This is a genomic window from Burkholderia sp. 9777_1386 (assembly GCF_015712265.1).
In the GTDB taxonomy this organism is placed as follows: domain Bacteria; phylum Pseudomonadota; class Gammaproteobacteria; order Burkholderiales; family Burkholderiaceae; genus Burkholderia; species Burkholderia cenocepacia.
Window position 1 is genome coordinate 26,930 of record NZ_JACCQB010000032.1, and the last position, 18,999, is coordinate 45,928.

The 18,999-nt window shown below is 67.2% G+C and carries 14 protein-coding genes; 10 read left to right on the plus strand and 4 right to left on the minus strand.

Annotation, left to right across the window (positions count from 1 at the left end; translation table 11 throughout):
- Positions 1 to 48: 48 nt before the first annotated feature.
- Positions 49 to 1,464, minus strand: a complete 1,416-nt coding sequence (locus tag H0X91_RS22245) for a circularly permuted type 2 ATP-grasp protein (protein ID WP_006481635.1) — start codon at positions 1,462 to 1,464, stop codon at positions 49 to 51.
- 588 nt (positions 1,465 to 2,052) lie between these two features.
- On the opposite strand from H0X91_RS22245, the gene H0X91_RS22250 reads away from it, so the two are divergent.
- The 10 genes from H0X91_RS22250 (at position 2,053) to H0X91_RS22295 (ending at position 15,834) form a co-directional block, all read left to right on the plus strand.
- Positions 2,053 to 3,048, plus strand: a complete 996-nt coding sequence (locus H0X91_RS22250) for a LysR substrate-binding domain-containing protein (RefSeq protein WP_112750653.1) — start codon at positions 2,053 to 2,055, stop codon at positions 3,046 to 3,048.
- A 633-nt stretch (positions 3,049 to 3,681) separates the two neighbouring features.
- On the plus strand, positions 3,682 to 4,107 hold the full coding sequence (locus H0X91_RS22255) for a hypothetical protein (RefSeq protein ID WP_196433351.1): 426 nt from the start codon (positions 3,682 to 3,684) through the stop codon (positions 4,105 to 4,107).
- A 62-nt stretch (positions 4,108 to 4,169) separates the two neighbouring features.
- On the plus strand, positions 4,170 to 4,928 hold the full coding sequence (locus H0X91_RS22260) for a hypothetical protein (protein WP_062885472.1): 759 nt from the start codon (positions 4,170 to 4,172) through the stop codon (positions 4,926 to 4,928).
- Positions 4,929 to 5,032: 104 nt separating this feature from the next.
- Positions 5,033 to 7,666, plus strand: a complete 2,634-nt coding sequence (pgaA, locus tag H0X91_RS22265; protein ID WP_196433352.1) for a poly-beta-1,6 N-acetyl-D-glucosamine export porin PgaA — start codon at positions 5,033 to 5,035, stop codon at positions 7,664 to 7,666.
- A 17-nt stretch (positions 7,667 to 7,683) separates the two neighbouring features.
- The gene (gene pgaB / locus H0X91_RS22270; protein ID WP_196433357.1) at positions 7,684 to 9,777 is read left to right on the plus strand and encodes a poly-beta-1,6-N-acetyl-D-glucosamine N-deacetylase PgaB; all 2,094 of its coding nucleotides are present in this window, start codon (positions 7,684 to 7,686) and stop codon (positions 9,775 to 9,777) included.
- Positions 9,774 to 11,045 carry a poly-beta-1,6-N-acetyl-D-glucosamine synthase gene (gene pgaC, locus H0X91_RS22275; RefSeq protein WP_006488682.1) on the plus strand — a complete coding sequence of 424 codons (1,272 nt, stop codon included), beginning with the start codon at positions 9,774 to 9,776 and terminating at the stop codon, positions 11,043 to 11,045. Before pgaB ends, pgaC begins: the two co-directional genes overlap by 4 nt.
- Complete coding sequence (locus tag H0X91_RS22280) at positions 11,023 to 11,511, plus strand: hypothetical protein (RefSeq protein ID WP_006488692.1); 489 nt, start codon at positions 11,023 to 11,025, stop codon at positions 11,509 to 11,511. Before pgaC ends, H0X91_RS22280 begins: the two co-directional genes overlap by 23 nt.
- Before the next feature lie 118 nt (positions 11,512 to 11,629).
- Complete coding sequence (glmS, locus tag H0X91_RS22285) at positions 11,630 to 13,453, plus strand: glutamine--fructose-6-phosphate transaminase (isomerizing) (protein ID WP_196433353.1); 1,824 nt, start codon at positions 11,630 to 11,632, stop codon at positions 13,451 to 13,453.
- 8 nt (positions 13,454 to 13,461) lie between these two features.
- Positions 13,462 to 14,718: a hypothetical protein gene (locus H0X91_RS22290; RefSeq protein WP_080465563.1), complete on the plus strand. Its 1,257-nt coding sequence runs from the start codon at positions 13,462 to 13,464 to the stop codon at positions 14,716 to 14,718.
- Between the two features lie 279 nt (positions 14,719 to 14,997).
- Complete coding sequence (locus H0X91_RS22295) at positions 14,998 to 15,834, plus strand: c-type cytochrome (protein WP_006488689.1); 837 nt, start codon at positions 14,998 to 15,000, stop codon at positions 15,832 to 15,834.
- 30 nt (positions 15,835 to 15,864) lie between these two features.
- Here the strand turns inward: H0X91_RS22295 and H0X91_RS22300 are convergent, their stop codons facing one another.
- From H0X91_RS22300 to H0X91_RS22310, 3 genes are read right to left on the minus strand one after another with little or no spacing between them, the layout of a single operon-like run.
- Entirely contained in the window at positions 15,865 to 17,115 is a 1,251-nt protein-coding gene (locus tag H0X91_RS22300; RefSeq protein WP_006493440.1) for a Zn-dependent hydrolase, read from the minus strand.
- On the minus strand, positions 17,108 to 17,632 hold the full coding sequence (locus tag H0X91_RS22305; RefSeq protein WP_006488690.1) for an L-2-amino-thiazoline-4-carboxylic acid hydrolase: 525 nt from the start codon (positions 17,630 to 17,632) through the stop codon (positions 17,108 to 17,110). Before H0X91_RS22305 ends, H0X91_RS22300 begins: the two co-directional genes overlap by 8 nt.
- A gap of 25 nt (positions 17,633 to 17,657) precedes the next feature.
- Positions 17,658 to 18,824: a branched-chain amino acid ABC transporter substrate-binding protein gene (locus H0X91_RS22310; protein WP_058902977.1), complete on the minus strand. Its 1,167-nt coding sequence runs from the start codon at positions 18,822 to 18,824 to the stop codon at positions 17,658 to 17,660.
- Positions 18,825 to 18,999 lie beyond the last annotated feature (175 nt).

The window sequence follows — 18,999 nt, forward strand, 5'->3', positions numbered from 1 at the left end:
CTTCGTTCGGTTCGCGCGCCGGCTCCGGCGCGCGCGGTCGCGTCCGGCTCAGTCGGCCAGCACCCAGGTGTCCTTGGTGCCGCCGCCCTGGCTCGAGTTGACGACGAGCGATCCTTCCTTCAGCGCGACGCGCGTGAGCCCGCCCGGCGTGATGCGGATCCGGTCCGACACCAGCACGAACGGCCGCAGGTCGACGTGGCGCGGCGCGAGGCCGGCGTCGGTCAGGATCGGCGTCGTGGACAACGCAAGCGTCGGTTGCGCGATGTAGTTCGCGGGGCGCGCGCGCAGCTTCGCGGAAAACGCCTCGAGCTCGGCCTTCGACGCGCACGGCCCGACCAGCATCCCGTAGCCGCCCGAGCCGTGCACCTCCTTCACGACCAGTTCGTCGAGATGCTCGAGCACGTACTTCAGGCTGTCGGCCTCACCGCAGCGCCAGGTCGGCACGTTCTCCAGCAGCGCCTTGCGGCCCGTGTAGAACTCGACGATCTCCGGCATGTACGAGTAGATCGCCTTGTCGTCGGCGATGCCGGTGCCGGGCGCATTCGCGATCGTGATGTTGCCCGCGCGGTACACGTCCATGATGCCTGCCACGCCGAGCACCGAATCGGGGCGGAACGTGAGCGGGTCGAGGAACGCGTCGTCGACGCGGCGGTACAGCACGTCGATCGGCTGGAAGCCTTCGGTCGTGCGCATCGCGACGCGGCCGTCGATCACCTGCAGGTCGCTGCCCTCGACGAGGTGCACACCCATCTGGTCGGCGAGGAACGAATGTTCGTAGTACGCGGAATTGTGGATGCCGGGCGTGAGCACGGCGATGGTCGGGTTGTCCGCGTTGCCGCCCGGCGGGCATACGGCCGCGAGCGACTGGCGCAGCATCTGCGGGTAGGTTTCGACCGGGCGCACCTTCACCTGCTGGAACAGCTCGGGAAAGAGCTGCATCATCGTTTCGCGGTTTTCCAGCATGTAGGACACGCCGGATGGCGTGCGCGCGTTGTCCTCCAGCACGTAGAACGCGTTCTCGCCGGTGCGCACGATGTCGACGCCGATGATGTGCGTGTAAACGTTTCCCGGCGGCCGGAAATCGATCATCTCCGGGATGAACGCTTCGTTGTGCGCGATCAGGTGCTTCGGCACGATGCCCGCGCGCACGATTTCCTGGCGGTGATAGATGTCGTCGAGGAATGCGTTCAGCGCCATCACGCGCTGCTCGATGCCGAGCGACAGCCGGCTCCATTCCGCCCCGGAGATGATGCGCGGGACGATGTCGAACGGAATCAGCCGCTCGGCGGCCTCCGCGTCGCCGTACACGGCGAACGTGATGCCCGTCTTGCGGAACACGCCTTCCGCGTCGTGGGCCTTCTGGGCGAGGCTCGCGGGATTCTGCGTGTCGAGCCATTGCTTCAGGCGCGCGTAAGGCGCCCTTACCATGTCGCCGGATTGCAGCATTTCATCGAATGGCTTCATCGATCTTTTCTCCATCGATCGTTTCCCCGGCATTGCGCATGCCGGACCGGCGTACTGAATGCTTTGCAAGGAACGTGCCTTGCTCGACTCCGTCGATATCCCCCTGTTTTTGCGCCGCGCCAGGCACGCCGGTGCGGCATTGCGCACCACAACGGTGCAACCCCCGACGCGACGGGCGCTTGCGGTGCGCCGTGAACGCGCACGGCCGATGCTGCGCCGCGTTCGACGAACATAGTTCTCCCGCGTGTCACGAATGTGCAATCTGCACTGCACCAAAAGTGGCGGGCCCGCGCCCCGGAACGATCGCGGGCGGGCGGGCCGGCACGCGCACGGCGCAGCCGGCCCTGGGGGGAAGTACCGTCCGCGGCGGCGCGGACAGTCCGACGCGGTGAACTGTCCGGTTAAGCCGGGTCCGGCACCTCAACGCTATGCAGCCGTAATCCCGGCGACAACGCCCATGCATATTTCGACTGACACCGATCGAAAAAAAACATCGGCTCGACCGGCGCGAGGCGCGGTACGCTAGAACGTTGGTGCGGCAGACGGCGCCGCCTTTCAGGCGCCCGACTATAAAAAGCGAAGATCGAAATGGAAGCAAAGTGGCTGGAAGATTTCCTGAGCCTTGCGGATACCAAGAGCTTTTCCCGGGCCGCGCGTCACCGGCACCTGACGCAGTCGGCATTCAGCAGACGAATCGCCGCGCTCGAAACCTGGATGGACGCGAAGCTGGTCGACCGCAGCATCAACCCGATCACGCTGACGCCCGCCGGCCAGATGTTCCGCGGGCTGGCCGCGGACATCCTGCGCAGCATGTATGCGGCGCGCAACCTCGTGAACGGCTACGACCAGTTCGCGGCGAGCGACCAGGTCGTGCGTTTCGCCGTCGCGCATACGCTCGTGTTCACGCTGTTTCCCGAATGGCTCAAGCAGCTCAACGGCGAGGTCGGCCACGTCACTGCCCGCGTCAATGCGGTGAACGTGCCGGAAGGCGTCCAGCAACTGGTCGAAGGCGAATGCGATTTGCTGCTCGGCTATCACCATCCGCAGTTGCCGATCGTGCTCGACCCGAATCACTTCCCGTTCGTCAGTCTCGGCGTCGAACGCATCCTGCCCGTGTCGACACCCGATGCACGCGGCAAGCCGGTGTTCCAGCTGCCCGGCACGCCCGATGCCCCGCTGCCGCTGCTCGCGTATTCGTCGGGCGCCTTTCTCGGCAACATCGTCGAGATGCTGTTGCTGAATGCGACCGAGCCGTACGTGCTGCACCGGTGTTTCGAAACGCACATGTCCGAGGCGCTGAAAGGCATGGTCGTGGCCGGGCACGGCATCGGCTGGCTGCCGGAAAGCTGCGTCGCGAAGGAGCTCGCAGACGGCACGCTCGTGTGCGCGGGCACCGGCGACTGGATCACCGAACTCGAAATCCGCCTGTATCGGTCGGCGCGCAAACGCGGGCTCGCGGCGGAGCAGCTGTGGACCTACATCATGAACCGGCCGCACGCGGCGATCGACGGTGCGACAGGCACTGAAGAAGCGGCCGCCCCGGCGATGCGCAGCGCGCGGCGAAGCGCGGGCGGCAGCCGCTGATGGCATATTCGCGCCGTGGATATCCGCGGCGCGAATACGCGTTCTCCCGATAGCAATCGATAATCCCGTCGGACTCCGTAAAATCCCTCAACGGCTCTTAATCGATCTCCAGAACACGCAAACGTTTGCGATCCATGTCGTATTTTTTACTGTTTTCCGTATTAAGTAAGAATAATCGGCCCGCCTTTCCAGACAGAAATACCTTGTTACACAAGTTTCGATTTACCTGTAACTGCCGGAATCATCAAAAACGTCGCACCCTCATTTCACGATGTGCGACCTGTATCCGGACCTTCATCGATTCGCCTCGAATACAGGCGCAAGAGTTTCTTTTATTAGTCGTTATTTTTCGGCACGAACGTCGATACCTCCGACGTGATTCAAAGCGTGCTCGATCATCGCTACCGAAGAGCAATTTTCATGTTCGGCAATATCAACTTTATTCAGCATTAAGCGATCCTCAGCAATCCATCCTTATCCTATTTAAATAGGATCTTTCACCCCCGTCCCATTCCGACCACACGCGGTTGTTGGTTCAAAAACCATCGTGTATCAATAGCGTGTCGCAAAAAGAACGTTGGCAAATTCGACTCGGAGTCGATGCACGTCATCGATTCCGGACGGGAGATTGCAATGTCACCCTCGCTTCGACAGCATGCTCGCGCTTTCCTGAGCGTCTTCGTCTCCACGCTGTGCATGAACGCCATGGCCCAGACACCGGCGGCCTCCTCACCGGCGTCCGGGCCGGGGGCGAACCGGTACGTGATTTCGTATATCTGCGGCGATGCGCGGATCGACGGCACCGCACCGCTTCCCCCCGACGGGCGTCCCTACAACCTGGGCGTGTCGTTCGTCTCGGGACATACCGGGCAGCCGCTCTCCAACGTGCAGGTGCGCCTGCGCCGACATGGGCGCGTGCTGGTCGAATTCGCCGCATCGGGATCGCGCTGCCTGTTCAGCGTGCCCGATGCGAGCTACCGGGTCGAAGGGACCTATCAGGGAGCAACCCAGTTCGCGATCGTCGAGACGGGCACGCTCACGACGCAGTTGCGCTGGTGAACGTCGCGCCGCCCCTCTCCGATCGCGCCAATCGTGGACCGCATCGAATCAAGGAGTCTTGCATGCCTCGTGCAGAACGACCGGACGGCTCGCCCGCCCGTCAGCCGAAACCCTCGTGGGGTCCGGGAAAGAACGCGGCGCTCAGCGTCGCCGCATTTGCCGCGATCTTCGGTGCCTTCGCGTACGTCGAGCGGGACACGAGGGTCGGCCATGCGAGCGTGACGCACGATATCGCCCGCGTGATCGGAAACGCCGTCGGAAAGTCCCGCGAGCTCATCGTGGCGGCAACCGGCCGCGTGTCCGGCACCGCCGCGCCAGCCGGCTCGACCTCCACGCTCGCGCAGGCCGGACCGGTTCCGCCGTTCGCCTCCGCTCCCCCCGCCGTGTCGGCCGTGGCCGAACCGGCCGTGCCGCCGCAAACGGCGGCCCGCTCCGACACGACACGTACGCGCCCCGCGCACGTGCCGCCGACGAGGCTGGCGGCCAATCCGCACGCCGCGTCGACCGGCAGTCGCACGACGCGCCCGGGCGACACGCACCGGACGTCACGTTCGCAGACGCTGGCGCGCACGAGAAAACACCCCGACCCCGTGCCGAAACCGCAACCGCAGTCGTATGTCGCGGGCACGTCGCACATGGAGGCCACCAGCGTCACGCACGATGAGCTGGAAGGCGCCCGCGCTCTGGCCAAGGCGCGCTGGTGCGCACGGATCGACGAATGGAGCTGTGTGGAGCAAAACGCGAGCCGTGCACTCGCCATCGACCCGAAGAACAGCGAATCGCGCGCGCTGCTTGGACAAGCGATCCGCAACCGCCTGTGACCTGGCCGGATCCCGCCGGGCCTCGCCGCCCGACGGGGCGACGGCCGGCGACGAGCGCCGTCGGGCGTGCAACCGATGTGATCGTTTCAAAGTGAGGACACACCGTGGCCAACAATCGTCAACAACAATGCACCACCGTCGCTCCGCCGAACCGGCGGATCCTCCTGCATGCGCCGTTGCTGTGCCTGCTCGTCGCGTCCGGCCCGTGTCTTGCCGCCGAAGGCGACGCGGAACCGGGCAGCGCGAGCGAAATCGCCGGGTCCCGCGGCGCACCTGATGCGTTGCCGCCCGACCTGCAGCCCCCGGGCGCGTCGACGCAGGCCGCGCCGGGTTCGGGCACGCAGCCGCCGCTTGCACCAACGCCGATCGCGCAAGCGTCGGACGCATCGATGCAGATCGCGCAGGCGCCGAACCCGGCGATGCCGACCACGGTCGTGGTGGACCCGGATGCGCCGCAGCCGGCCGCGCCATCGACGAATGCACCCGCGCCAGCGGCGCAAGTGTCGAATGCGCCGATGGTGCTGGCGCAGGCATTCGACACGCCGCCGGATACGCCGCGGCCACGCACGCAAACGTCCGAGGCACCGCGGCAGCGCGCCCAGGCCACGACTACCGCACCGCCGGCTACACCGACCACAGCCGCTACGCCGACGCTCACCGCGCAGGCATCCGGCACGCCGATGCCGAATTCGCCCGCGCCCACGACCCAGCCGTCCGGCGCCGAACCGCCGTCGTCCCGGCAACCGAATTCGCAGTCGCCCGGCGCGCAGCTCCCCGGCGAGCCGATCCAGCGGTCGCAAGGCCCCGACGTCCAGGCACCGAATGCGCAGGCGCCGAACCTCCGCACGGCCGATGTCGCGACGGTGCGCAACGACGTGTTCGGTCTCGCGGCAAGCGGCGGCGCGGTCAAGGCGCTCGACGAAGCAAAGGCCCGGCCCGATGCGTTCTCCGCCGTCGACATCGCGCAACTGGAAGAGCTGTCGATTCGCCAGCAAGTGCGCGGCGGCCGCGACAAGTCGCGCTCGATGACGAGTTCGGACCGCTTCGACGGAATCGACAGCGCCCTGCGTGCGGCGGACGACCTCGACAAGCGGATACCGCCCACGCCCGAGTACACGCCGGTCCGCACCGCGCTCGCGGGCGACCGGGTCGTCGCCCTTGCGGCACGCGGCGACATGAAGACGGCCGTCGCGACGTTCGAGACGATTCCGTCCAACGCGGAAATCTCGATCGACGCACTGGCGGCCGTCGGCGACGCGTACCTGTACCTGGGCGAGCCGGCCAAGGCAAACGCCGTGTACGCGCGTGCGCTGAAGCAGGCCACCGCATCGCCGACCGATCGCGCGACGCGCGGCTTCCAGTATGGCGCCCGCACGCAGCCGATCGAGCTGCGCGAAGGGCTGTTCTGGTCGTACGTCGACCAGGCACGCGCGCCGGAAGCGAAGCAGGTGCTCGACGACATGGAGAAGTCGCTGCCGCCCGCCAAGCAGGTGACCAACGTCGGCCCCGGAGAAAGCGACTATCTGCGTTACTACCGGTTGCGCGCGCAATACCTGATCTTCACGGGTCACGCCGACCAGGGGATCGCCGCCCTCGAACAGCTCGAGAAAGAGGTGCCGTTCAACGCGGAGATCCGCGCCGCGCACGCCGATGCGGTGTCGGGCCAGTCGCATCCACGCCAGGCGATCTCGATGTATCGCGCGTCGCTGACCGATCACCCGGACAGCGTCGAGATGCTCGCGGGCCTCGGCCGCGCATCGCTCACGGCGGATGACTACGCGACCGCGAAGACCGTCGACCAGACGCTGGGCAACACGTTCCCGGACAGCGGCGCCGTGCGCGGCTTCAAGCGCGACTACAAGGCCTACCGCAGCCCCGTGTTCACGACCGACCTGAGCTTCGAGCACGGCAACAGCGCGCTGGCCGACAACAGCTTCACGTCGGACAGCTACATCTACTCGCAACCGTTCGGCGACAACTGGCGGGTCTTCGCGCATACGTTCTACGGCCATGCGCAAACCGACGGCGGCAGCGTCAGCCGCACACGCACGGGCATCGGCGGCGACTACCGGCACGGGCCGCTCACCGTGCTGGGCGAGGTCACGCGCTCGCTCGGCGGAGACGGCCGAACCGGCGGCCGCGGCACGATCGCGTACGCACTGAACGACTACTGGACGGTCAGCGCGGGGCTCGACACCAACGACAACTCGCTGCCGTGGAAAGCGTATGCCGCGCACATCTGGGGCCGCTCCGCGAACGTCGAGGTCGTGTATCGCCAGAACGACCGGCGCGAAGTCAAGCTGAGCTACGGCGTGAGCCGCTACAGCGATTCGAACCTGCACCAGGAAATCGCGGCGACCGCCACGCAGCGCGTGTACACGTCCGCGAACCAGCTCGTCAACGTCTCGCTGAATCTCGGCACCGACAGCAACACGCGCCATGACGCGCCCTACTTCAGCCCCGGTCGCGACTACGCGGCCGCGGCGACCGTCATGCATCAGCTGACGCTGTGGAAGAAAGGCGACACGGGGCTGCAGCAGCGCGTGTCGGTGTCGGGCGGCGTGTACAACGAGCGCGGCTTCGGCACCAGCCCGCTGTGGAGCGCGCGTCTCGAGCACGCGTGGACGTTCAAGCACGACATCACGCTGAGCTACGGCGTCGAGGTCAGCAGCCACGCATACGACGGCCAGCGCGAGCGCTCCGAAACCGGCTTCCTGTCGCTCAACCTGCCGTTTTAGCAAGGAGATCGGCAATGCTGCAATCCAGACGGACCTTCATGTGCGGATGCCTCGGCACGTTTGCCGCCTGTTCGCTGTTCCCGGGCGTGACCAACGCCAAGATGATCGACCTGCTGCCGCCGTCCGATCCGGCCGACGGCAAGACGTTCCGCGTGATCTGCATGCACGACGTGCGCGACAACCTGATGGCGTCGTTTTCGTCGCCGACGGCGATCATCGATCCGTTCGCGGTCGATACCGGCACGCTCACCGCGATCTTCTCGTGGCTGCAGACCAACAACTACCACACCATCACGGTCAAGCAGATCGAGGAATCGCGGCACGGCGGCAAGCCGCTGCCGCCGCGCTCGGTGCTGCTCACGTTCGACGACGGCTTTCGCAGCCACTACACGAAGGTGCTGCCGCTGCTCGAGCGCTTCAAGTATCCGGCCGTGATGGGCCTCGTCACCGCGTGGATCGATACACCGGCGGATACGCCGATCCGCATCAGCGACAAGGTGCAGGTACCGCGCGACTACTTCCTGTCGTGGGACGAGGTGAAGAAGCTCGGGCAGTCGGAATTCGTCGAGCTCGGCTGCCACACCCACAATCTCCACCACGGTGCGATCGCGAATCCGCAAGGCAACGAGTTGCCGGCGACCACGTCGCATCTCTACCTGCAAGACCAGAAACGCTATGAAACCGACGCCGAATTCCACGCCCGCGTGCACGACGACCTGCAGACGTGCGTGCGGCAGATCCGCGAACGCACCGGCCTCGTCGCACGCTCGATGGTGTGGCCGTACGGCGCGGAAAACCAGCCGGTGCGCCAGATCTCGACGTCGCTCGGCATGGACATCCAGTTCAGCCTCGACGCCGGCCCGAATACGCCGGACGTGCCGCTGGACCGGCTGAGACGGATCCTGATGATGTACGACGTCGATATCGGCGGGTTCGAGCGCTCGATGCGCGAGCCGGCGTCCAACCGCGGCGACGTCGACGTGCCCGAGCGCACCGTGCAGGTCGATCTCGACCAGGTCTACGACCCCGATCCCGCGCGACAGGAAGCGAATCTCGGCAAGCTGATCGAGCGCATCTACCGGATGCAGCCGAAATCGGTGTACCTGCAGGCGTATGCGGACCCGAAGGGCACGGGCGTGGCCGAAGCGGTGTATTTCCCGAACCGGCACCTGCCGATGCGTTCCGACCTGTTCTCGCGTGCCGCGTGGCAGCTCAACACGCGCGCCAACGTGCAGGTGTACGCGTGGATGCCGGTGCTCGCGTTCCGGCCGCCGGCCGACAAGCTCCGCTCGCTCGAAGCCGTCAGCGCATTCGGCGGCGCGCCGGCCCGCGAGAACGGCACGCGCGTGTTCCGGCTGAGCCCGTTCGATCCCGATGCGCGCCTGATGATCCAGCAGATCTACGAGGATCTCAGCAAGCACGCGTCGTTCAGCGGCATCCTGTTCAGCGACGACGCGGTGCTCGACGACTACGAGGATGGGGGCCGGCATGCGCTGCGCACCTATTCGCAATGGGCGCTGCCGGCCGACATCGGCAAGATCCGCGAGAACCCCGACCTGATGAAGCGCTGGACGCACCAGAAGACGCGCTACCTGATCGACATGACCCGGCAGCTCGAGCAGATCGTGCTGGCCCACCAGAACGTCGGCGACGTGCTGACCGCGCGCAACATCTTCGCGATGCCGGTGCTCAAGCCCGAATCGGAAGCGTGGTTCGCGCAGAACTACGACGATTTCCTCGCCGCCTACGACTACGTCGCGCTGATGGCGATGCCGTACATGGAACAGGCGAAGGACCCCGACGGCTGGCTCGACCAGCTCGTGAAGGCGGTACGCACGAAGCAGCGCGGGCTGCAGCGCACCGTGTTCGAACTGCAGGCGTACGACTGGCACGGGCAGAAGGCGGTGCCGGCCGGCACGCTGCTCGCGCAGATGCGGCGGCTGCGCAGCGAAGGCGCCGTGAATTTCGGCTACTACCCCGACAACTTCCTGAACGGCCAGCCTGAACTCGACGCGATGCGCGACGTGATGTCGCTGAAGTCGCGCCTCGACCCCACCTCGATCAACGCGCTGATGCAGATGCAGCAGTCGCACGGAACCAAGACGCCATGACCACCCACAGCCTGATCCAGCGCCTGCAGGATTTCGTCTTCTACTATCCGTTCTTCATGTCGTATCTGTGGATGATCGGCGGCGTCGTGCACTACTTCCTGCTCGAGGAAGGCCGCGAGCTGTCGACGCGCACGATCGCGTCGAGCGGCATCCCGAAAGTCTCGATCGTCGTGCCCTGCTTCAACGAAGCCGCGAACGCGCGCAGCGTGATCGGCCACCTGAACGGAATGCAGTATCCGAACTACGACATCATCGCGGTCAACGACGGCAGCAAGGACCGCACCGGCGAGATCCTCAACGAGCTGGCCGTCGAGATTCCGCGGCTGCTCGTGATCCATCACGCGCGCAACGAAGGCAAGGCGGTCGGGCTCACGACCGCGGCGGCCGTGTCGAACGCGGAATACCTGCTGTGCATCGACGGCGACGCGCTGCTCGCGCACGATGCGATCGGCTGGATGCTCGAGCATTTCCTGACCGATCCGGGCGTGGGCGCGGTGACCGGCAACCCGCGCATCCGCACGCGCACGTCGCTGCTCGGCCGCATGCAGGTCGGTGAATTCTCGTCGATCGTCGGGCTGATCAAGCGCACGCAGCAGGTGTACGGCCGCATCTTCACGGTGTCGGGCGTGATCACGATGTTCCGCAAGACCGCGCTCGCCGATGTCGGCTACTGGAGCTCGGACATGCTCACCGAGGACATCGACATCAGCTGGAAGCTGCAGTGCCGCGACTGGCGCGTCGTGTACGAGCCGCACGCGCTCAGCTGGATCCTGATGCCGGAGACGATCAAGGGGCTCTACCGGCAGCGGCTGCGCTGGTCGAAGGGCGGCATCCAGGTGCTGCTCAAGTACGCGGGCACGCTGATGCGGCCGACCCAGATGATGATGTGGCCGCTATTCGCCGAATACCTGATCGGCATCGCGTGGGCGTACTCGATGTCGTTCATCCTGCTGCTCGCGCTGATCGACGTCGTCTACCCGCTTCCGCCGAACTGGCATGTGTCCGTGGTGCCGCACTGGCACGGGATGCTGCTGGTCGCGACCTGCATCCTGCAGCTGATCATCGGCAGCATGATCGATCGTCGTTACGACGAAAAACTCCTGATGTACTTCCTTGACACCATCTGGTACCCCGTCGCGTTCTGGCTGATCAGCATGATCACCACCGTCATCGCCCTGCCCGCCGTCGTGCTGCGGGGCCGTGGCAAGCGCGCCGTATGGGTCAGTCCCGACCGAGGCATTCAACATGAAGAACGCGCCGATTATTGACCTTTCCCTGCGCGCCCCGCGCGACATGATCGCCGAACGCGGCAACATCGTCGGGCCCGTGCTCGTCGCATGGTTCCGCCTCGTGCGGCCCGCGCTGGTCGGGGGCGTCTGGGCATCGATCTGCATCTATACGTACCGTTACCTGTTGCCGTTCAACGAGGCCGAGATGCCGATCGAGCAGATCGTGTTCTACGTGACCAGCATCGCGCTGATCGCCGGCACGATCGTCATGTGGCTGATCGCGGGGCGCGTCGTGCATCCGTTCGCCTACCGGTTGCGCGTGTCGAAGATGCTGCGGCGCTCGGCCAGCGTGAAGGTGCGCTCGGTGCCGCCGACCGCGTTGGCAAGCGAGCGCCGGCGCGGCACGCGGCGCACCACGCGCATTCTGGTCGCGTCGCACGACGCGAACGGGTCGATTTCGGGCATCGAATGGGTCGCGCATGCCGGCCCGCAGCCCCGCGAATAAATCGCCGGAGACGTGCCGCGCCGCGCGCGACGCCTGCCGCGCGACGTGGCACCGCTTCCGGCATCGTGCTGCCGCGCGTCGCGCGCCAGCCGGCAACTTCCTGGAGACGAGGTGAATCATGTGCGGAATCGTCGGAGCAAGCGGCCTGAACAATCAGGTGCCGCAACTGGTCAATGCGCTGAGCCGGCTCGAATATCGCGGCTACGATTCGTGCGGCATCGCCGTGCAGCGTGACGGGCGCCTGCGCAGCGAACGCACGCTGCGACGCGTGACGGACCTGCAGGATCGCGTGCTGACGCTCGGTCTCGAAGCGCAGACCTGCATCGCGCATACGCGCTGGGCGACGCACGGCGCGCCGTCGGAAATGAACGCGCACCCGATCATGTCGGGCGACACGATCGCGGTCGTGCACAACGGGATCATCGAGAACCACGACACGCTGCGCGCCGAGCTGCGTGAGCGCGGCTACACGTTTCGCGGGCAGACCGACACCGAAGTCATCGCGCACCTGATCCACAGCCTCTATCGCGACGACCTGTTCGACGCGATCGTGCGCGCCGTCAAACGGCTGCACGGTGCGTACGCGATCGCGGTGCTCGGCGCGCGCGAGCCGCAGCGCCTCGTCGCCGCGCGCGCCGGCTCGCCGCTCGTGATCGGCATCGGCGCCGAGCAGAACTACCTCGCGTCCGACTGCGCGGCGCTCGGCGACCTGACCGACCGCTTCGTGTACCTGGAGGACGGCGACGTCGCGCTGATCACGCCGGAGCGCATCGCCGTGGTCGATGCGGGCGGACAGGAAGCGCGGCGCCCGTTGTGCGAAGTGAAGGCGCGCGCGGACGACGCCGCGCTCGGGCCGTATCAGCACTTCATGCAGAAGGAGATCTTCGAGCAGCCGAAGGCGATCGACAGCACGCTCGACGGCATCGACACGATCTCGCCGGCGCTGTTCGACGCGACGGAAGCCACGCGCGGGCTGCTGTCGCGGGTCAGAAGCGTGCTGCTGCTCGGCTGCGGCACCAGCTACTACGCGGGCCTGACCGCGAAGTACTGGCTCGAAAGCATTGCCGGCGTGCCCGCTCAGGTCGAGATCGCCAGCGAATTCCGCTACCGCGACACGGTGGCCGATCCGCGCACGCTCGTCGTCGGCATCTCGCAGTCGGGCGAAACGGCCGACACCATCGGCGCGATCGAGCAGGCGCGCGCGATGGGCCAGGAACTGTCGATGGCGATCTGCAACGTCGCGACCAGCACGATCGCGCGCAATGCGCCGCTGCGGTTCCTGACGCGGGCCGGCATCGAGCTCGGCGTCGCATCGACCAAGGCGTTCACCACGCAGCTCGTCGCGCTGTTCGTGCTGACGCTGACGCTCGCGCAGCTGCGCGGCCGGCTCGATGCCGCGCAGGTCGCGACGCACCTGAAGCAGTTGCGCGCGCTGCCGGACCGCATCGGCCACGCGCTCGCGCTGGAAACGCAGATCATGGGCTGGGCCGCGAAGTTCGCCCGCACCGAGAACGCGCTGTTCCTCGGCCGCGGCATCCATTTCCCGATCGCGATGGAAGGCGCGCTGAAGCTCAAGGAGGTGTCGTACATCCATGCGGAAGGCTATGCGGCCGGCGAACTGAAGCACGGGCCGCTCGCGCTCGTCACGAGCGCGATGCCGGTCGTCACGATCGCGCCGGACGACCGTCTGTTCCAGAAGCTGAAATCCAACATGGCCGAGGTGCGCGCGCGCGGCGGGCGGCTCTACGTACTGGCCGGCAATCAGCTCGAAATCGACGCCGACCGCGACACGCACCTGATCCGCGTACGCGAATCGGGCGACCTGCTGTCGCCGATCGTCAACGTGATCCCGCTGCAATTGCTCGCCTATCACGTCGGCTGTACGCGCGGCGCCGATGTCGACAAGCCGCGCAACCTCGCGAAATCGGTGACCGTCGAATGAAGCGGCGAATGCGTCCGGCGCAGACGGTCATGCGGCTGGCCGCGGCCGTGCTCGGCGGCGCATGCGGCGTCGGCGCGGTGTCGCCGTTTGCCTTTGCCGGCGCGCCGGCCGTGCATACGGTCACCGTGCCGAGCGCCCCGTCGCCGCAGGACACCGGCGACCCGCGGCGCTTCATGCACGGGATCGGCGTGGCCGACGCCGGCGACGGCAAACGCTGGGTGTTCTTCAGCAGCTCGGGCATCGTGCCGCGCGGTGCGCTGCGCAGCGGCAGCTGGCCGCATGACGTGTACGTCGGCGAATGGCAGCCGGACAAGCCGCGCGTGCTGCACGTCCGTACGTTCATCAGCCGCCCGGAGGCGCAGGAACCCGTGTCGATCGCGCAGAATGCACACGGCGACATCTTCGTCACGTTCGAGGACGGCTGGAACACGTCGCAGGAAGTCAGCCAGCGCTACGGCATCTACCGCCGCGACCTGAAGCCGGTCAAGCCCTACCCGAACGACGTCGAATCGGGCGGTCATTCGGGGCACGTCGCGACGGTCGCCGACCGCTTCGTCGTGTTCTATTCGACCGGCTGGGTCAACGGCGGCGGTGTCGACAACCTCGGCAGCGGCAACGGCGTATACCTGAAAACCTACGACGCGGCCGGGCGCGTGCTGAACCACGTCGCGGTCGCGCCGCATCGCCGCGAGTGGTGGCCCGTGATCGCGGGCTCGCCGCGCAACGCGCTGCTCGTGTGGCAGAAGTTCATCGACGGCAGCACGGACGCGACACTCGAATACGCGATGTTCGATCCGGTCACCGCGAAGCTGGAAAAACTCGGCTCGCTGAACGACGCGATCCAGTATTACGTGTATTCGGCCGCCTATGTGCCGGAGATCGACCGTTTCATCGTCGTCACGACGACCGCGGACGATCGCGGCGTCGCGATGCTGATCGCGCCGGACGGCCGCCGCACGGCGACGCTCGATTGCCTGCCCGCGTCGGTGCGCGAATCGGGCATCGGCGTCGCCGGCACACATGCGTACGTGCCGACCCGCGACGGGCGGCTGCTGACGCTCGCGCTGGCGCCGGCGAACATGGCGGTGAGCGGCGTGCAGCGCTCACCCGTTCCGTGGGGCTCGACCGGCGTCGCCGGCTTCCCGGCGCGCGGCACGGCGATGCATTTCGTGTCGCTGACGCCATCGGGGATGCGCGAAGCCGATTTCGAACCGGCGCGCGACACGCCGATGCCGAAGAACGAAGTGTCGTGTTCGAGTCATTGAAGGCGGGCCGGTCACGCCATGTCGCGGGCGCGGGCAGATCGCGTGCCGCCACCGTGCCTGTCGTTTTCCCCGTCCGGATCGCGCGACGACGCGCGCTCGCCCCGTCACGCGCCCGGTAGTCGGGCGCCGGCGCGTGCTGGTCCAATCATCGCCGCCGCGCGTTTCCCGCGCCGAATTCGCCAGCGCCGCCCGTACCGGATAGACTGTCGCCCGATTCCTTCCATCGGCCGCGGCGTCCCGCCTCCTGCCGCCGCCGGAACGCCCTTTCCCGGAGAACGAATGCTGAAGCGCCAGTGGTTTTCGCTTGTGCTGCTGACGGTTTGCCTGCTCGGGCAACGCGCGTCGGCCCAGTCCACGCTCGAACTCGACACCGACGGCACGGCCCGCGCCGTCACCCGCCAGACGCTGCTCGCCCGTACGGACGCGACCGACATCCACGTGCCGCGCGACATCGCGTACGGCCGGCCGATGACGTTCCGCGCCGTGCCGTTCGCCGCGCTGCTCGGCGACACGCCGCTGCCGGCCGACGGGGTGCTCGAAACGCGCGCGGCCGACGGTTTCGCCGCGCAACTGCCGCTCGATCTCGTGCGCCGCCGCGCGCCGGCCGGCGCGATCCCGTGGCTCGCGATCGAGGATCCGGCCCATCCGTGGCCGAAACTGCCCGGCAAGCAGGTCAGCGCGGGGCCGTTCTATCTCGTATGGCTCGGGCCGGACGCGTCGTCGGTGCGCGGCGAGCAGTGGCCGTACCAGATCGTGCGCATCACGATCGAATCGTCGCCGCTCGCGCGCTGGCCGTCGCTCGCCGTCGACGCCGCGTTGCCCGCGAACGATCCGGCCCGCGCGGGCCAGCACCTGTTCGTCACGCAATGTCTCGCGTGCCACCGCATCGACGGCGCGGGCAGCAGCCACGCCGGCCCCGACCTGAACACGCCGATGAACCCGGTCGACTACTTCCAGCCGGCCGCGCTGCGTCGCTACATCCGCAACCCGGCGTCGGTGCGCGACTGGCCGGGCCGCAGCATGCCGGCGTTTCCGCCCGATCAGCTGAGCGACCGCGAACTCGACCAGATCGTCGCGTATCTCGCGTACATGGCGCGGCGCAACGCGGGGAAGTAACGCGGGCCACCCCGGCCGCACCCGTCGCGCTTACGCTTCCTGCGCGCTCTGCAGCACCGCGCGCAACAGCACGTCGGCGCCGGCCGTCGCCCATTCGGGCGTAATCGCTTCGGCCTCGTTGTGGCTCAGCCCGTCGACGCACGGCACGAAGATCATGCCGGTCGGCGCGACACGCGCGACATAGCATGCGTCGTGGCCCGCGCCGGACACGATGTCCATGTGCGACAGCCCGAGCGAGCGCGCCGCGTCGCGCACCGTGTCGATGCAGCGTGGCGCGAACGGCACCGGTGCATACGTGAAGATCTGCTCGATCTGCGCGCCGAGGCCGGTTTCGTCGGCCACGCGCGCGAGCTCCGCGCGCAACGCCGCGTCCAGTTCGTCGAGCACCGCATCGTCGGGATGCCGGAATTCCACCGTGAAAAAGCAGCCGCCCGGCACCGTGTTGCGCGAATTCGGCCGCGCCTCGATCATGCCGACCGTTGCGCGCGCATCCGGTGCGTAGCGGCGGCCGAGCACTTCGACGAACGAGATCATCCGCGCCGCGCCGACCAGCGCGTCGCGGCGGAACGCCATCGGCGTCGTGCCCGCGTGCGCGTCGACACCGGTGAGCGTCACCTCGTACCAGCGCTGCCCCTGCCCGGCCGTCACGACGCCGATCGTCTTGCCGGCCCGTTCGAGAATCGCGCCCTGCTCGATGTGCAGCTCATATGCCGCGTGCACCGGATAGCCGCCGACCGGCTCCGCGCCCGCGTAGCCGATCCGTTCGAGCTCCTCGCCGATCGTCCGGCCCGCGCCGTCGGTGCGCGACAGCCCATATTCGAGCGTATAGACGCCCGAGAACACGCCGGCCGACACCATCGCCGGCGCGAAGCGCGAGCCTTCCTCGTTGGTCCAGATCACGACGTCGACCGGACGCTCGGTCTCGATGGCCGCGTCGTTCAGCGCGCGCACCACTTCGAGCCCGCCGAGCACGCCGTAGATGCCGTCGTAACGCCCGCCGGTCGGCTGGGAATCGGCATGCGAGCCCGTCATCACCGGTGCGGCGTCGGGACGGCGACCGGCGCGGCGCGCGAACACGTTGCCCATCCGATCGACGCGCACCGTGCAGCCGGCTTCACGCGCCCACTGCACGAACAGGTCGCGCGACTCGCGGTCGAGGTCGGTCAGCGCGAGACGGCACACGCCGCCCTTCGGCGTCGCGCCGATCTGCGCCATCCGTTCGAGCGACGCCCACAGGCGGTCGCCGTCGACGCGCGGCATGCTTGCGGGAGCGTCACGCATCGCCGTTCTCCGGCGCGGGTTGCAGCGCATAGCGGAAATCACAGCGCTTGCCGCCCTGCATGATCGTGCTCGTGCGCGTGAGCGCGATGTCCGGCGCATAGCCCTGGATGAAATAGCTGTCGCGCGCGCAACTCAGCAGGTGCCCGATCTCGCCGAGCCCCATCGCGTGATACATCTCCGCGTAACTGCAGCGATGCACGTCGTAGTCGTAGTGCGCGTCGTCCGCGCGCCGCACCTCGACGTCGAGCGCATCGTCCTTCTCCCACAGCACCTGCAGCGCGATGAACGATTTCACGCTCGTGCCGTCCGGCTCCTGCGCGGCGAACGTCCGGCCCGCGTCGACGGCCGCGCCGCGCACGGCTTCCGCGATCACGGCCTGCGCGCGCTCGGCGCCGAACTCGCGCTTCATGATCTCGTAGATCGGCTTGATGATTTCCGCTTCGATGCGGCGCCGCGCGAGGATCCCGAGGCGCGAGTCCTCGGGGGCGGCGGCGGATGTCTGGTTCGCTTCGGTCATGGGGATCGTGTTGGTCGTTTTGTCGTTACTTGGCTGCGGTGCGCGAGCCGCCGAGCACGTCGACGACGGCCCACTTGCCGCCGCGCACCTGGTAGATCGTGAAGGCCGGACCCTTCAGGTTGCCTTCGGCGTCGAACGCGATGCGCCCCGTCACGCCGGGCCGGTCGATCGCGCGAACGGCCGCGACCAGCTTCGCCGGCTGCGTCGTGCCAGCCTTCTGCGCGGCCGCGATCAGCGTGGCGGCCGCGTCGTACGCGAACGGCGCATGCAGCTCGATCGGCGCGTGAAAACGGGCCTGGTATTGCGTGTCGAACGCCTTGCCGCCCGGCATCCGGTCGAGCGACAGGCCCGGTTCGAGCGCCGTCACGCCGTCGCCGTCCTTGCCGGCGAGCGACAGGAAGGTCTGGCTCACGAAGCCGCCCGCGCCGAGCAGCGGCGCGTTCACGCCGAGCTGGCGCATCCGGCGCGCGATCGGCGCGGCTTGCGCGTCGAGGCCGCCGAAGAACACGAGATCCGCGCGCTTGCCCTTGATCGCGGTCAGCACGCCGCTGAAATCGGTCGTCTTGTCGTTCACGTACTGACGATCGACGATGGTCCCGCCGTTCGCCTGCACGCCCTTGATGAACTGCTCGGCCAGCCCCGCGCCGAACGACGTGCGATCGTCGATCACCGCGATGCGCTTCGCCTTCAGCGTCTTCACCGCGTACGCACCGGTGAAATGGCCGCCCGCATCGTCGTGACCCATGATGCGGAACGCCGTCGCGTAGCCCTGCTGCGTGTATTGATGGCCGGTGGACGCCGGCGCGATCTGCGGAATGCCCGCATCGCGGTACACGCGCGACGCCGGCACGCTGCAGCCCGTGTTCCAGTGACCGACGACGCCGATCACGTGCTGGTCGACGAGTTGCTGCGCGACCGCGACGGCCGTGCGCGGGTCGGACTGGTCGTCGGCCGCGACGAGCTTGTAGACGACCGGCTTGCCGCCGATGGTCGGATGCTTCGCGTTCGCGTCGTCGATCGCGAGTTGCGCGCCGTTCTGCAAGTCCTTGCCGATCCGCGCGGACGGGCCGGTGAGCGGCGCGGCGAGACCGATCAGGACCGTCTGCGGAGCGGACTGCGCCAACGCGGGAACGGAGGCGACCAGGGCGGCCGCCGAGAAGGCGAGGCTGGCGGGGAGGAAAGCGATTTTCATGTGCGGGGGCCGGTCAATCGGATCAAAAACATGAAAAATATTAAATATTCGACATTCAAACCCCAAATATCCAATTGTTGGATGCTTATGCCGTTCTCCACACATTAGCGTATATCTTTGTAAATACTGGATATTTTTGTGTTGTCGCTTACCCTGACTTTTCGATAAAATTCGA